Here is a 14,409-nt window from a genome sequence, read left to right as displayed (position 1 = left end):
CTATAAAAAAGAGCGTGGATTGGTTACAATCCCGCTCTTATCACCGCATTTTGACAAGTCCAATAAAAGAAATCAGACCATGTTTGAAATTAATCCGGTAAAAAACCGCATTCAGGACCTCACGGAGCGCTCTGACGTTCTTAGGGGGTATCTTTGACTATGATGCCAAGAAAGAGCGTCTGGAAGAAGTAAACGCCGAGCTGGAACAGCCGGACGTCTGGAACGAACCCGAACGCGCGCAGGCGCTGGGCAAAGAACGTTCCTCGCTTGAAGCGATTGTCGACACCCTCGACCAAATGTCTCAGGGGCTGGAAGATGTTTCCGGCCTGCTGGATCTGGCTGTAGAAGCCGACGACGAAGAAACCTTTAACGAAGCCGTTGCGGAACTTGAAACGCTTGACGAAAAACTGGCGCAGCTGGAGTTTCGTCGTATGTTCTCCGGTGAATATGACAGCGCCGATTGCTACCTCGACATCCAGGCCGGTTCCGGTGGGACTGAAGCGCAGGACTGGGCAAGTATGCTGGAGCGTATGTATCTGCGCTGGGCAGAAGCGCGCGGCTTCAAGACCGAAATTATTGAAGAGTCAGAAGGGGAAGTGGCCGGGATCAAATCCGTGACCATTAAGATTTCTGGCGAATATGCCTACGGCTGGCTGCGTACGGAAACTGGCGTTCACCGTCTGGTACGTAAGAGCCCGTTTGACTCCGGCGGTCGTCGTCATACCTCGTTTAGCTCCGCGTTCGTTTACCCGGAAGTGGATGACGATATTGATATCGAAATCAACCCGGCAGACCTGCGTATCGACGTGTATCGCGCATCCGGCGCGGGCGGTCAGCACGTTAACCGTACCGAATCTGCGGTGCGTATTACTCACATCCCGACCGGGATTGTGACGCAGTGCCAGAACGACCGTTCCCAGCACAAGAACAAAGACCAGGCCATGAAGCAGATGAAAGCAAAGCTTTATGAACTGGAAATGCAGAAGAAGAACGCCGAGAAGCAGGCGATGGAAGATACTAAATCCGACATCGGCTGGGGAAGCCAGATTCGTTCTTACGTCCTTGATGACTCCCGCATTAAAGACTTGCGTACCGGGGTTGAAACCCGTAACACGCAAGCCGTGCTGGACGGCAGCCTGGATCAATTTATCGAAGCAAGTTTGAAAGCAGGGTTATGAGGAACCAACATGTCTGAACAACACGCACAGGGCGCTGACGCGGTAGCCGATCTTAACAACGAACTGAAAACGCGCCGTGAGAAGCTGGCAGGACTGCGCGAGCAGGGTATCGCCTTCCCGAACGATTTCCGTCGCGATCACACCTCAGACCAACTGCACGCTGACTTCGATGCGAAAGAGAACGAAGAGCTGGAAGCGCTGAACATCGAGGTGTCCGTTGCAGGCCGCATGATGACCCGTCGTATCATGGGTAAAGCGTCCTTTGTTACGTTGCAGGACGTGGGGGGGCGTATTCAACTGTACGTTGCCCGTGACGATCTGCCGGAAGGCACTTACAACGAGCAGTTTAAGAAATGGGACCTCGGCGACATCCTTGGTGCGAAGGGGAAACTGTTCAAGACCAAAACGGGCGAACTGTCTATCCACTGCACCGAATTGCGTCTGCTGACTAAAGCGCTGCGTCCGCTGCCGGATAAATTCCACGGTTTGCAGGATCAGGAAGCCCGTTATCGTCAGCGCTATCTGGATCTCATCTCTAACGATGAATCCCGTAACACCTTTAAGGTGCGTTCCCAGATCCTGGCGGGCATCCGTCAGTTCATGGTCGGTCGCGGCTTTATGGAAGTTGAGACCCCGATGATGCAGGTGATCCCAGGCGGCGCCTCTGCGCGTCCGTTTATCACCCATCACAATGCGCTGGATCTGGATATGTACCTGCGTATTGCACCGGAACTGTACCTGAAGCGTCTGGTGGTGGGTGGTTTCGAGCGCGTGTTCGAAATCAACCGTAACTTCCGTAACGAAGGGATCTCCGTACGTCATAACCCAGAGTTCACCATGATGGAACTCTACATGGCGTATGCGGACTACAAAGATCTGATCGAACTGACCGAGTCTCTGTTCCGTACCCTGGCGCAGGATGTGTTAGGTAAAACGGAAGTCCCTTACGGTGATGAAGTGTTCGACTTCGGCAAGCCGTTCGAAAAACTGACCATGCGCGAAGCTATCAAGAAATACCGTCCGGAAACGGAAATGGCTGAACTGGATAACTTCGACTCCGCCAAAGCGATCGCCGAATCTCTCGGTATCAAGGTAGAGAAGAGCTGGGGTCTGGGCCGTATCGTGACTGAAATCTTCGAAGAAGTGGCCGAAGCGCATCTGATTCAGCCGACCTTCATTACCGAATACCCGGCAGAAGTGTCTCCGCTGGCGCGTCGTAATGACGAGAATCCGGAGATCACCGATCGCTTTGAGTTCTTCATCGGCGGCCGTGAGATCGGTAACGGCTTTAGCGAGCTGAACGATGCGGAAGATCAGGCGCAGCGCTTCCAGGATCAGGTTGACGCGAAAGCGGCGGGCGACGACGAAGCGATGTTCTACGACGAAGACTATGTGACTGCGCTGGAGCATGGTCTGCCGCCGACGGCGGGTCTGGGTATTGGGATTGACCGTATGGTGATGCTGTTCACCAACAGCCACACTATTCGTGACGTGATCCTGTTCCCGGCGATGCGTCCGGTAAAATAAGCGGTGAAATGTTGGATAGCGTTACGCTTGCCGTAGGCCGGATAAGCGTAGCGCCATCCGGCGTCAATTAACGTCGGCAATATTCTCGCAGTCGCTCGCGCGCATTATCATCAGCAGCCTGCATCACCATCCACGGACTGAAGGCCCACGGCGTCGCGTCAGTTCCGCGTAAAACATCCTCCAGACTGCTCCATTGATAATCCATCACTTCGTCGTGATTGACCTGCAGTTCACTGGTTACCCGTGCCGCATAGACCGGACAAACCTCATTTTCTACGATCCCACTGGGATCGGTCGCCCGATAGCGGAATGCAGGGTAGACGGGGGTCAGGCTGGCAATCTCTACGCCAAGCTCATGACGGCAGCGGCGGATAACGGCCTCTTCGTGGCTTTCACCCCGTTGAGGGTGGCCGCAAACCGAGTTCGTCCAAACTCCCGGCCACGCTTTTTTCGCAAGCGATCGGCGAGTCACCAAAAGTTGCCCCTCTGCATTGAACAGCCAGGAAGAGAAGGCGAGATGCAATGGTGTGTTGGCGGTGTGGGCGCTGTATTTTTCCAGCGTGCCGGAAGGGGTGTCCTGTGCATCCAGCAAAATGACGTGTTCCTGTCGCATAATGTCTCACTGTAATTCTTAAGCACGTACCAGTATATGAGATCTCACGACGTATTGATTAACTCTGGGAGCGTTTAACGGCGGAATTTGACATCCGTATCTTGCGGTACGGATGTCGGGCGCAGGCGCGATTTTAGAAAAACAGCAGCATAAACTGGAAGCGACTTTCGATACCCAGCGCAATGCCGTCTGAAACGGCGGGGATCGACATCAGCATAAGCAACAGCAGGGTTATCAGGCAGCGCAAAAAGAGACTCATGCTACTCATCCTGCTGATTTTTTTTCAGCTTGCGCATCAGCAGCCACATTCGCACCGTTCTGACCTTCAGGTTTTTATCCGAGATGGATTCCTGTACCAGTCCGGTATGGTGGTGATAACCATTGAAAAACAGATTCAATACCACCGCGCTGAAGGTGGCTAGCATAATGCCGCTGTGCAGCAGCGGCTGGAGTACAGCAGGCAGGCGAGAAAAAAAGTCATGTGATAACGTCGGCGTCATGCCAACGCCCAGGCTGATGGCCACAATGTAGAGGTTGTAACGGTTCGCGGTGTAATTGCAGCGTGAGAGAATGCGGATCCCGGTCGCCAGTACCATGCCAAACATCACCAGCCCTGCGCCGCCGAGGACGAACTGCGGAATGGAGGCGACCAGAACCGCCATTTTCGGCACCATGCCAAACAAAATTAAGATGACGCCAGAGGCGATGCAGACCCATCGACTGTGCACGCGCGTGACGCTGACCAGACCAACGTTTTGGGAAAACGAGGTATGCGGAAAGCTGTTAAACAGTCCGCCAATCATCGTCCCGACGCCATCCACGCGCAGGCCGCGAATGATATCCTGCGAAGAGAGTTTGCGACCGACGATTTCACCGAGCGCCAGGAACATCCCCATCGATTCAATAAACACAATAATCAGCACGGCCGTCATGGTCAGAATCGACACTGGATCAAAGACGGGCGTACCGAAGGCCATCGGTGTGACAATCGCGAACCACGAAGCATCGTGCAGGCCTGACAAGTTCACTTCATTCATCATCCATGAGAGCGCAAAGCCAAAGATGATCCCCAGCAGGACTGCGACGTTGGACATAAAACCTTTGGCATATCGGGTGATTAATAAAATAAAAATTAAGACCGCAAACGAAATGCCCAAATAGACCGGATTCCCATATTCAGGATTGCCTTTCCCGCCTGCTGCCCAGTCAACGCCCACCTGAATAATGCTCAGGCCAATTGAGGTGATCACCACACCCGTCACCAGCGGCGGAAATAACGGCATCAGGCGACCGACAAGCGGCGCTAAGAGTGTGGTTATCACCCCAGCGGCGATAGTTGAGCCAAAAATGCCCAACAGACCGATATCCGGATTGATGCCAATCGCAATCATCGGCGTCACGGCGGCAAACGTCACCGACATAATCACGGGCAGGCGAATCCCCATAAAGCGGCCGATGCCAATACATTGCAGTAGGGTAACGATCCCGCAGCAAAAGAGATCAGAACTGATTAACAGCGTGATGGCTTCTTTACTGAGGCCGAGCCTGTCGCCAATCATCAACGGGACAGCGACCGCGCCTGCGTACATGACCAACACATGCTGTAAACCGAGTACGACCAGTTTGCCTGGCGATAACAGGCGGTCTACCTCATCGGTGGCGCGGTCTTGCCCCGAAGGTGAGGGATGTTGGGAATCTATGGCGCTCATGCGTTTTCTCCTGAAGGGCGAGGCCGATAGAACAGCTCCGCGCGCGTGCGCGGAGCATCGCTTAAATTGCCCATCCGCCGGCGTAGAACGCGACCAGCGCGACGGTAATGATGACGGTACCGATATTCAGCTTCTGCCATTCCCGGGCAAAAACACGACCAACAACCAGCGTCACGAAACCGAGCATAATGCCGGTAACGATGTTACAGGTCAGGACGATAAAGACCGCGCAGACCAGACCGGCCATCGCATCGATAAAATCATCGAAATCCAGTTTTGAGACGTTGCTGAGCATCAGTAAGCCTACGTACATCAGCGCAGGGGCAGTCGCATAGCCTGGAATCAGGTAAGAGAGAGGAGATAAAAACAGGATAAGCAGGAATAAACAGCCGACGATGGTGGCGGTCAGCCCTGTTTTCCCTCCGGCGGCGGTTCCTGCAGCGGATTCAATATAGACGGCAGCCGGTGCTGCGCCTACCAGCCCGGAAAACACGGAGCTGATGGAGTCGCTGGTCAGCGCTTTACCGCCGTTGATTATCTGGTTGTCCTTATCCAGCAGATTCGCCTGTCCGGCGACGGCGCGGATGGTGCCGGTGGCATCGAATACCGCCGTCATCACCAGCGCCAGTACGCTTGGCAGCACCGCAGGTTGTAAGGCCCCCATAATATCAAGGCTAAAAATCAGAGACTTACCATCTTCGCCGCTCAGACTGGGCATGGCGACCAGACCGTGATATTTGACGGCAGGGTCAAATATCAAACCGATAATGGAGATGGCGATAATCACCAGCAGGATCCCGCCGGGGACGCGGCATTTCTCCAGCCCGAAGATGACCGCCAGCCCCAGCAGACTCATCAGCACCGGGAAAGAGGTAAATGCGCCGAGTGCCACCGGAAGTCCTTCCAGCGGATTTTTAATCACCATGCCGACACCGTTTGCCGCGATCAGCAACAGGAACAGCCCAATACCGATCCCTGTGCCGTGTGCAATACCCATGGGTAAGTTTCGCAGGATCCAGGTCCGGACCCCGGTTACCGAAATGGCGGTAAAAATCACCCCCATCAGGAAAACCGCGCCGAGGGCGACAGGAATCGAGATCTGCTGGCCCAGCACCAGGCTGAATGCGGTAAAAGCAGTTAGAGAAATTGCGCAGCCGATAGCCATCGGCAGGTTGGCCCAGAGTCCCATCAACAGCGAACCGAAGCCTGCGACGAGACAGGTGGCGACAAAGACGGCGGCGGGTGGGAATCCCGCTTTCCCCAGCATTCCGGGCACGACAATGACTGAATAGACCATCGCCAGAAAGGTGGTCAACCCGGCCAGTATCTCCTGGCGCACGGTACTGCCACGCTCAGTAATCTTGAAGTAATTATCCAGCGCGCCGCGAGGTTTCGACGCGCCGGGGGTTTGCAGTATATCTCCAGACATAATAATGTCCTCAGCAGGATGTTAGCGTTCTGTCAGGTCCGTTCGTACACCAGACGCCCATCGACGTAGGTGCGGTAAATAGAGCGATCGTCGCCCAGCGTCATCATCACGAACAATTTGTCGACCAGGGATTTAGAGTTGTCATAGCGCAGTTGCTGTAGCGGCGTCGCCGTCGGTTCCAGTACCACGAAGTCCGCCTCTTTGCCGGGCATAAAGTTGCCAATAAGATGGTCGAGGCCCAGCGCTTTTGCGCCGCCGAGGGTCGCCAGGTAAAATGCTTCGTATGCCGAAAGGCGGTAACCCTGCAATTGCACCACTTTGTAGGCTTCGTTCAGCGTTTGCAGCATATTGAAAGTGGTGCCCGCACCGATATCGGTTCCCATGCCGACGCTGATCTTCTTACGCCAGGCTTTCTGCAGATTGAACAAACCGCTGCCGAGGTAGAGGTTAGAGGTTGGACAAAAGGCGATGCTGGAGCGGGTTTCACTCAGGCGATCCCACTCTTTCTCTTCGAGATGTACGCAGTGGGCGAAGACGCAGTTTTTGCCGGTCAGCCCGTACTGGTGGTACACATCCAGGTAGCCGTCATGTTCAGGATAGAGTTCCTTAACCCAGGCAATTTCGTCTTTGTTTTCACAGAGATGGGTATGCACCCAGGTATCGGGATATTCCTCACGCAGACGCTGTGCCATCGCCATCTGCTGTGGAGAAGAGGTCGGCGCAAAGCGCGGCGTGATGGCGTACAGCAGGCGGCCATTTTTATGCCAGCGCTCAATCAACGCCTTACTTTGCAGGTAGCTGCTTTCGGCGTCGTCCAGCAGGTAATCCGGTGCGTTACGATCCATCATCACTTTGCCGGCGATCATACGCATATTGATGTGGCTTGCGGCTTCGAACAACGCGTCAACGGACTGTGGATGGACCGTACCAAAAACCAGTGCGCTGGTGGTGCCGTTACGCAACAGCTGCTTGATGAAAAAAGCCGACATCTCGCGTGCGTATTCCAGATCCTCGTAGCGTTTTTCGGTCGGGAAAGTGTGTTTATTCAGCCATTCCAGTAACTGCTCGCCATAGGCGCCGACCATTTCGCTCTGGGGGTAGTGGATATGCGTATCAACGAATCCCGGCACGACCAGTTTCCCGCGATAGTCGCGGATACGGATGGCGTCAGGGATCCGTTTTTTCCCTTCTTCCCACTCGCCAAACCATTCGACTTTCCCCTGGCGAATCAGCAGTAATCCGTCTTCCACAAATCGCAGCGCTGAGGCAATTTCTTCCGGGTCTTCGGCGGTGCGGGTGACATCAATAAAGCTGCCGCGCACCGCTTTCAACGTGTGTTCTCCAGACATCGTAAACTCCTTTACCGTTAATCCGTTTCCTCCGCAGAGGCGATGCCAGGCAGCACTTCTTCAGGCCGGTAGCCTCCAGGGAGAATGATATTCAGTAGAATGGCGGTCAGACCGCCTGCGCAGATGGGGTTTTCCACCAACACATAAATTGAGGCAGGCAGGATTTTGAAAATTTCCGGGTCATAGGAGACGCCCAGACCCAGCCCCAACGAGGTGGCGACAATCAGCGTTTCACGGCGCTTAAGCCCGTTGGTGATGATGATGCGGATCCCGGCGATCGCGATCATCGAGAACATCAGCGTCATCGCGCCCCCCAGCACCGCCGAGGGAATGGTAGTGAAGAAGCCGCCAATCATCGGAAACAGCCCAAGCAACACCAGCATGATGGCGATGGTGCGTCCGATATAGCGTGAGGCGACGCCGGTCATCTGGATAACGCCGTTGTTTTGCGCAAAGGTCGTCAAGGGGAGTGAACCCACCGCAGAGGCAATGACCGAGACCAGTCCATCGGCCAGCACGCCACCCTTCAGGCGCGACTGATATTCATCTCCCTGAATCGGACGCCGGGAAACCATCGCTGTCGCGGTAATGTCGCCTACAGCTTCCAGCACGCTGAGCAGATAAATGGTCCCGACAACCAGGAAGTGATGAAAATTGAACTGGAAACCGTACTTAAACGGGGTCGGGATGGTGACCCACGGCAGATTGCGTATACCACTGAAGTCCACCATGCCAAGGCACAGAGAGACGATATAGCCCACGCAAAGGCCGATCGCGATACCCCCCATTCTCAATAACGGACTGCGACAGCAGTTAAAACCGATCACCACGACCAGTACCAGCAACCCGACGCCGATGTTCTCGTAATTCCCGTAGGTGCCGCTGCTTTTCGCCGCAAAGCCGCCGCCAAAATCGATGATCCCGACTTTAATCAGGCTCAGGCCAATCATCAGCACCACAATGCCGCTGACGGTTGGGGTGATGACTCTGCGCAAGTAAGGCAGAATGAAAGACGACCCCACCACCAGAAATGCCCCGACAAAGGAAACGCCGAGCAGCGATGACATGATCAACTCTTCATGGAAGCCGTCGTTTTTCATCCCGCTGCCCAGCGCAATCATCACCGTGACAAATGAGAAGTTCACCGACTGAATCGAGAGTAAACCGGAGCCGACCATGCCATAGCGATTGACCTGCAGCCAGGTGCCGATGCCGGAGGCAATCATCGCCATTGAGACCAGATAGGCGGTGGTTTCCGCCGAGAGCTGTAGCGCGGTGCCGACAATTAATGCTGGCGTAACCATGGGAACAAAAATGGCCAGCAGGTGGGTGATCGCGCCAATAATCGACTGATGAAAGGGAGGGCGATCCTCCAGTTCGTAAATCAGATCTGAGCCTGCACGTGATATATCAGACATCCCTTCACTCCTTAATAAGTAAATTTGATCATCTGAATCAGCAGAATTAAATTCTGCGAATTTGAGGCGCAGGTTGCCCTGAGAACGGCTTATCTCATTTCCGCAGACGGCATTTAATCATTATTGAGTCATGAACACGGGCCGCCTGAGCGGCCCGCGTCGCTACAGTTTTTCCAGCGCGGTCAGTATTTTCTCCGGTGTGAAATGCCATTCGCGCAACCACACGCCGCAGGCATCATGAATCGCGGTAGCAATGGCAGGCGCCGCGCCATTTACGCCAATTTCAGAGATCGATTTAGCGCCGAACGGGCCGACCTTATCGTCGCTTGGCACCAGCACGGCACGAAAATCCCGGGGGATATCGCCAATTTTGGGCGCGCCATAGCTGCGCAGGTCGCGGGTCAGAGGATGGCCTTCGGCATCATAGAGGATCGCTTCGCTCAGGCTATGACCGATGGCCCGCATTGATGCCCCGTAGATTTGCCCCAGCGCGAGTTCCGGGTTAACCGGCGTGCCGCAGTCCAGCAGCGCGTAGAACTTGTCGAGACGGATTTCGCCGGTTCGGGTATTCACCGCGACTTCGGCGAAGTTCGCCCCATAGGGGAATGCGAAGTCTGCGGTGATGTAACTGGCCGTGGCGACCAGTGTGCCAAAACCGGTCCCCGTCTCCGCTTTATGCGCGATGTCACCGTAACTCACTTCTCCCTGCTTGCCGCGCACGACGCCAGGGGCCGCCAGTTGAACGTCAGAAACGGGTTCGCCCAGCATTTGCGCACCGTGAAAGAGGATTTTCTCGCGCAGGTTTTCCGCCGCCTTACGCGCCGCGTTCCCCGAGAAGCAGGTGCCGGATGAGGCATAAGCGCCTTTGTCGAAGAGCGCATGGTCAGTATCGCCGGAGATGACATGCACTTCCTCTGGCGCGCAGTGCAGCACTTCCGCCGCCAGCTTGGTGACCACGGTATCCAGTCCGGTGCCGATGTCCGCCCCGCCGGAATGGACGATGAAGGTGCCATCGGACTCCAGTTTGATCATGCAGTTGGCCTGATCGATATCCGGGATCCCTGATTTCTGCATGATAATGGCGACCCCGCGACCGGTATGCCAGTCACCGTCCTGCGGTTTGGGGGAAGACCAGTCGATCATCTTCCGCCCCTGGCGCAGGATCTCTTCCAGCGCACAGCTGGCGGCGGAAGGGACAGAGGTCGGCGCTTTCCCTTCACCGATTGCGCCGAGGATTTTCAGTTCCTGTCCTTCGTGAACCCGGTTGCGCTCGATGATCTCCAGTTGGTCAATTTGTAACTGTTCGGCAAGCTCGGCTAACGCCATCGTCATTGCAAAGGTGCCTTTCGGCGCGCCATAGCCCTGATACGCCCCGGTTGGACAGATATTGCTGTAGTAGGTGGTGACCTGGAAATCGACGTTGTCGCAAGGATACAGCGGTAGCGAGAGCGCCGGACCGTTGCTCGGCACGGTCAGCGAATGGTTGCCGTAAGGGCCGGTATTGGCGCGGAAGTCCATTTTTACCGCCGTCAGGCGACCATCGTTCTTCGCGCCCAGTTTAACCGTGACTTTCGCAACGTGGCGGGAGGTATTGGCAATAAACTCCTCTTCACGGGTATAGCGAAAATAGACCGGGCGTCCGGTCACGCAGGTCGCCCAGGCACAGACTTCTTCCAGCAGGATATCCTGTTTGGAACCAAAGCCGCCGCCGACGCGCTCCTTGATGACGTGGACCTTGTGCTGCTTCATGCCGACGAGACGGGCGACCTGGCGACGAAGGTGCCACGGCACCTGCGTTGAGGCGTGAATGATCAGGCGATCGCCGTCCATGCGGGTAAAACAGATGTGAGGCTCAGCCGGGCACTGCTGCGCCTGTGTGGAATGGTAGGTACGCTCAATAATCACATCCGCTTCGGCGAAACCTTTCTCCATGTCGCCGATATGACCATGAATACTGGCGGCGATATTCTTGCGCGGACGAGAACCAATCGGAAAGTTGATGATCATGTGCTCGCCACGCTGGGCGGCATGGCGGTTGTCTTCTTCCAGCGTCTCCGGCGCGCCAGCAACATATACCACCGGTTCATCGTGTACGACTGGCGCATCGTCCGCCATCGCTTCGTCAATCGACAATACCGGTTTAAGCACGTCATATTTCACGTCGATAAGCGCCAGCGCTGCCAGTGCAATCTCTTCGCTTTCTGCAACCACGGCGGCAACACGATCGCCGACGTGGCGCAGTTTCTTACCGAACATGCGACGGTCAAGCGGGGAGGGTTCCGGCGCGCTTTGCCCGCCTGGCGTATAGTAGATATCGGGACAGTTACGGTGGGTGATAACGTGAACCACGCCGGGTAACGCTTCGGCTTTGCTGACGTCGAGATGAGTAATCAACGCATGGGCATGCGGACTGCGCAGCATTTTAATCACGCAGGCGTCAGGGGTGATGCGATCTTCCACATAGCAGGGCTTGGCCTGGACCATTTTTGCGGCATCGGTTTTTGGCCAGGGCTTGCCAATGACCGCGAGATCGTCGCGGAACGTGGGGGCGACATTGATATGGGCTTGCGGATCGCTTTTACGCGCTACCGCCAGTTCGATCACCTGATAATATTGCTGCCAGCCCGCGTCGCGACTGAACAGACCGGACAGCGCATCGTCAATCTCTTCCCGCGTGGGGAGTGCGATACGCTCCAGCAGATCGCTGATGATAAGCGCAGCGGCAGGATCGTTGTAACCGGACTGTACAACGCCGACATCCACCATCGCCTGTTGTACCAGGCTCAGCGCATTCCATTTACCGAGTGATTCGCTGGTGCGGATCTCCGCGTGATCCAACTGCGCGGCAATCAGTAATGAGGCATTGACGATGCGACCGTTGTAGAGAATCGCATCCGAACCGGCGAAGCCGAATCCGTCGTCGCTGTTGCGCACCGAGTGCATACCGAGGTTGAACAGCAGTTTCTGTACGTTTTCGCCCGGGTTAATCTTCATTTCACGGACCATGCCGTTCAATGTGAAGTGAATCATCATACAACGTCCTCCCCGGCCATCAGGCAGTCGGCATACAGATCGGCCACCACCACGCCGGTGATATAGCGCTTATAGGCGGCGCTGCCCCGTATATCTTCCTGCGGGAATATCGCGTTAGCGACCGCCTGTTCCAGTTCCGTACCTTCACGCGTTTGTGTTTCCACATCACGCAGGCGTTGTGCTTTGTCCGCCACGCCGTCCAGCGCGATGCAAATCCCTCCGTGTTCGGTTAACGCGACCGCCGCCGTCACGACGGTGAGTCCGGCCTGTGAACGGCTCACTTTGCGAGTGGCGCAAGGGCGGAAGGGATCTTTAATGATAACTTCGGTGATCAGGCGATCGTGCGGGGAGGCGAGATAGCTTTCCAGCGACAGGGTTTCGCCATCACCAAAAACCAACTGAGCGTCCAGCGCCAGCAGGACGGGGAGTAACACGGACTCTTTCTGGTGCGCGGCAATCTCTCCGCCGAGGGTTGCCTGGTTGCGTAAATGACGCGAGTAGATAAAGCCGATTGCCTCCCGCAGTGCCGCCGGGAGATAGCGGGCGTCGCGTAACGGTTGCAGGCGAGTCATTGCCCCAATACGCAATGCGCCATTGTCCCAGTCGATCCACTCCAGCTCCAGCTCCTGCAGTGAAATGGCAATCCGCTTATCGGTACGCGTTGGCGTGGCGTTGAGTTTGCTGCCCCCGGCAAACCAGACGGCGTCCTCCTGATAGCGGCGCTTGAGTTCCAGCGCCTGGTCAACGGAGTCGGGCCTGAAAAATTGTTCAATCATCAATCATTCCTCATCACTCCCTCTCCCGTTCAGGAGAGGGTATGGGCTATGCCAGCGCATCCATTCGCCGCCACATGCTGGCGGCGGCTTTTCGGGCCTGCGCATAAATGGAATCGGTATCGAAAGTGAACTGACGGTCTTCATACACCATCACACCATTCACCATCACGCTGTGCACGCTGCCTGAACCGAGGCCGAAAGCGATATGCCCGGCAACGTTTTCAGCGATCAGCGGCGTCGGCGACGAATAGTCGAGGAAGGTTAAATCGGCTTTATAACCGGCTTGCAGTTGACCAAAGTTTTCCCCGAAGTTGCGGTGCAACAGTTCGTTGCCGTTCGCCAGCGCTTTCGCAAAGCTGTCAGGCCACAGAGGACCGCCCGCGTCACGATGTTTGAAGAAGGCAAATTTCATCTCTTCAAGCATGTCGGAGCCGATGCCGTCCGTCCCCAGCGCCAGATTGCGAATGTGGGTAAGGTGGGGGTTGTAACCCACATGGTTATTCATGTTGGAGCGGGCATTGTGTACCAGGAAGGCATCCTGCTGATTCAGCAACGCGATATCTTCCGCAGACAGGTACAGTCCGTGTGCCACCAACGTTTTACTGTCGATAAGTCCGTATTCCGCGAGCCTTACCAGCAGGTCTTTACCGTACAGGTGATGACTGTGGGAGACATCGTAGCTGTCTTCCGCCGCATGAATGTGCAGGCCGCGCCCGGTGGCGTTGATGGCCTCGCGCAACATCTTCAGACCGGCGTCGGATACGGTAAACGGGGCGTGCGCGCCAATGTGCGCTTCCACCAGATACGGCTCGTTACCGGTCTCCCGCGCGTGGTCTATCTGACGGGCGAAGCGGATATTCTCTTCAACGCCGGCCTGCAACTCGTTGATTCCCTCGTTACGGTCGGTGGTTTCAAAGCAGGTCATTGCCCGCAGGCCCACCTTTATAAATGCTGAACGCAGCGTAGAGAGCGACCCCTGTATGTAGCCCGGCGAAGCGTGGTGATCGATAACTGCAGAGCATCCGCTCTTAATCGCTTCCATCGAGCAAATCAGCCCGCTGTAGTAGAGCGACTCTTCGTCCAGAGCCCGGTCCAGACGCCACCACAGGTTCTTCAACGTTGAGATAAAGTCCGGGCTGGGGGCAATATTGGCCTGGATCCCACGCGATAAACCGGAGTAAAAGTGGTTATGCGCGCAGACCAGACCCGGCATCACGATTCGCCCGTGCATCTCTTTCCATTGCGCCTGCGGGTAGCGCTGCGTCAGCGCATTGCCCACTTCGACGATGGCGTCTTTATCTATTGCAATATCCACGCCTTCGCGCACGCTGGCCGGATGAAGTTGTACGGCGGTGACATTTTTTAGAATCAACATGA

General features: G+C 55.7%; 11 protein-coding genes. 2 read left to right on the top strand and 9 right to left on the bottom strand.

Annotated elements, in window-relative coordinates:
• Positions 1 to 79 precede the first annotated feature (79 nt).
• Both prfB and lysS read left to right on the top strand, forming a co-directional pair.
• Positions 80 to 1,178, top strand: a protein-coding gene (gene prfB, locus QQZ17_RS01590; RefSeq protein WP_152402150.1) for a peptide chain release factor 2 whose coding sequence is annotated in 2 segments (ribosomal slippage) — positions 80 to 154 and positions 156 to 1,178 — 1,098 coding nt in all. Because the reading frame shifts where the segments join, the coding sequence is not laid out codon by codon here.
• Between the two features lie 9 nt (positions 1,179 to 1,187).
• Positions 1,188 to 2,705 carry a lysine--tRNA ligase gene (gene lysS / locus QQZ17_RS01585; RefSeq protein WP_152402152.1) on the top strand — a complete coding sequence of 506 codons (1,518 nt, stop codon included), beginning with the start codon at positions 1,188 to 1,190 and terminating at the stop codon, positions 2,703 to 2,705.
• Between the two features lie 67 nt (positions 2,706 to 2,772).
• Here the strand turns inward: lysS and idi are convergent, their stop codons facing one another.
• From idi to ssnA, 9 genes are all read right to left on the bottom strand, one after another.
• Positions 2,773 to 3,318: an isopentenyl-diphosphate Delta-isomerase gene (gene idi / locus QQZ17_RS01580; RefSeq protein ID WP_152402154.1), complete on the bottom strand. Its 546-nt coding sequence runs from the start codon at positions 3,316 to 3,318 to the stop codon at positions 2,773 to 2,775.
• Positions 3,319 to 3,451: 133 nt separating this feature from the next.
• Positions 3,452 to 3,577 carry a hypothetical protein gene (locus tag QQZ17_RS01575; protein WP_268878668.1) on the bottom strand — a complete coding sequence of 42 codons (126 nt, stop codon included), beginning with the start codon at positions 3,575 to 3,577 and terminating at the stop codon, positions 3,452 to 3,454.
• 1 nt (position 3,578) lies between these two features.
• Positions 3,579 to 5,027 (bottom strand): nucleobase:cation symporter-2 family protein, encoded by a 1,449-nt coding sequence (locus tag QQZ17_RS01570; protein WP_152402156.1) that lies wholly within the window; start codon positions 5,025 to 5,027, stop codon positions 3,579 to 3,581.
• A 61-nt stretch (positions 5,028 to 5,088) separates the two neighbouring features.
• Positions 5,089 to 6,456 carry a guanine/hypoxanthine transporter GhxQ gene (gene ghxQ, locus QQZ17_RS01565; protein WP_152402158.1) on the bottom strand — a complete coding sequence of 456 codons (1,368 nt, stop codon included), beginning with the start codon at positions 6,454 to 6,456 and terminating at the stop codon, positions 5,089 to 5,091.
• A gap of 32 nt (positions 6,457 to 6,488) precedes the next feature.
• The gene (guaD, locus tag QQZ17_RS01560; RefSeq protein ID WP_152402160.1) at positions 6,489 to 7,805 is read right to left on the bottom strand and encodes a guanine deaminase; all 1,317 of its coding nucleotides are present in this window, start codon (positions 7,803 to 7,805) and stop codon (positions 6,489 to 6,491) included.
• Between the two features lie 17 nt (positions 7,806 to 7,822).
• On the bottom strand, positions 7,823 to 9,223 hold the full coding sequence (locus QQZ17_RS01555) for a nucleobase:cation symporter-2 family protein (protein ID WP_152402161.1): 1,401 nt from the start codon (positions 9,221 to 9,223) through the stop codon (positions 7,823 to 7,825).
• Positions 9,224 to 9,385: 162 nt separating this feature from the next.
• The gene (locus tag QQZ17_RS01550; RefSeq protein ID WP_152402164.1) at positions 9,386 to 12,256 is read right to left on the bottom strand and encodes a molybdopterin-dependent oxidoreductase Mo/Fe-S-binding subunit; all 2,871 of its coding nucleotides are present in this window, start codon (positions 12,254 to 12,256) and stop codon (positions 9,386 to 9,388) included.
• Positions 12,253 to 13,032 carry a molybdopterin-dependent oxidoreductase FAD-binding subunit gene (ygfM, locus tag QQZ17_RS01545; protein WP_152402165.1) on the bottom strand — a complete coding sequence of 260 codons (780 nt, stop codon included), beginning with the start codon at positions 13,030 to 13,032 and terminating at the stop codon, positions 12,253 to 12,255. The genes QQZ17_RS01550 and ygfM overlap by 4 nt, the downstream gene beginning before the upstream one ends.
• Positions 13,033 to 13,078: 46 nt before the next feature.
• A complete protein-coding gene (ssnA, locus tag QQZ17_RS01540; protein ID WP_152402167.1) occupies positions 13,079 to 14,407 on the bottom strand; it encodes a putative aminohydrolase SsnA in 1,329 nt (442 codons plus the stop codon).
• Between the last annotated feature and the right edge of the window lie 2 nt (positions 14,408 to 14,409).

It is taken from the genome of Citrobacter sp. T1.2D-1 (assembly GCF_950098555.1).
Taxonomy (GTDB): domain Bacteria; phylum Pseudomonadota; class Gammaproteobacteria; order Enterobacterales; family Enterobacteriaceae; genus Citrobacter_A; species Citrobacter_A telavivensis.
This window is presented reverse-complemented; position numbering and strand designations above follow the sequence as displayed.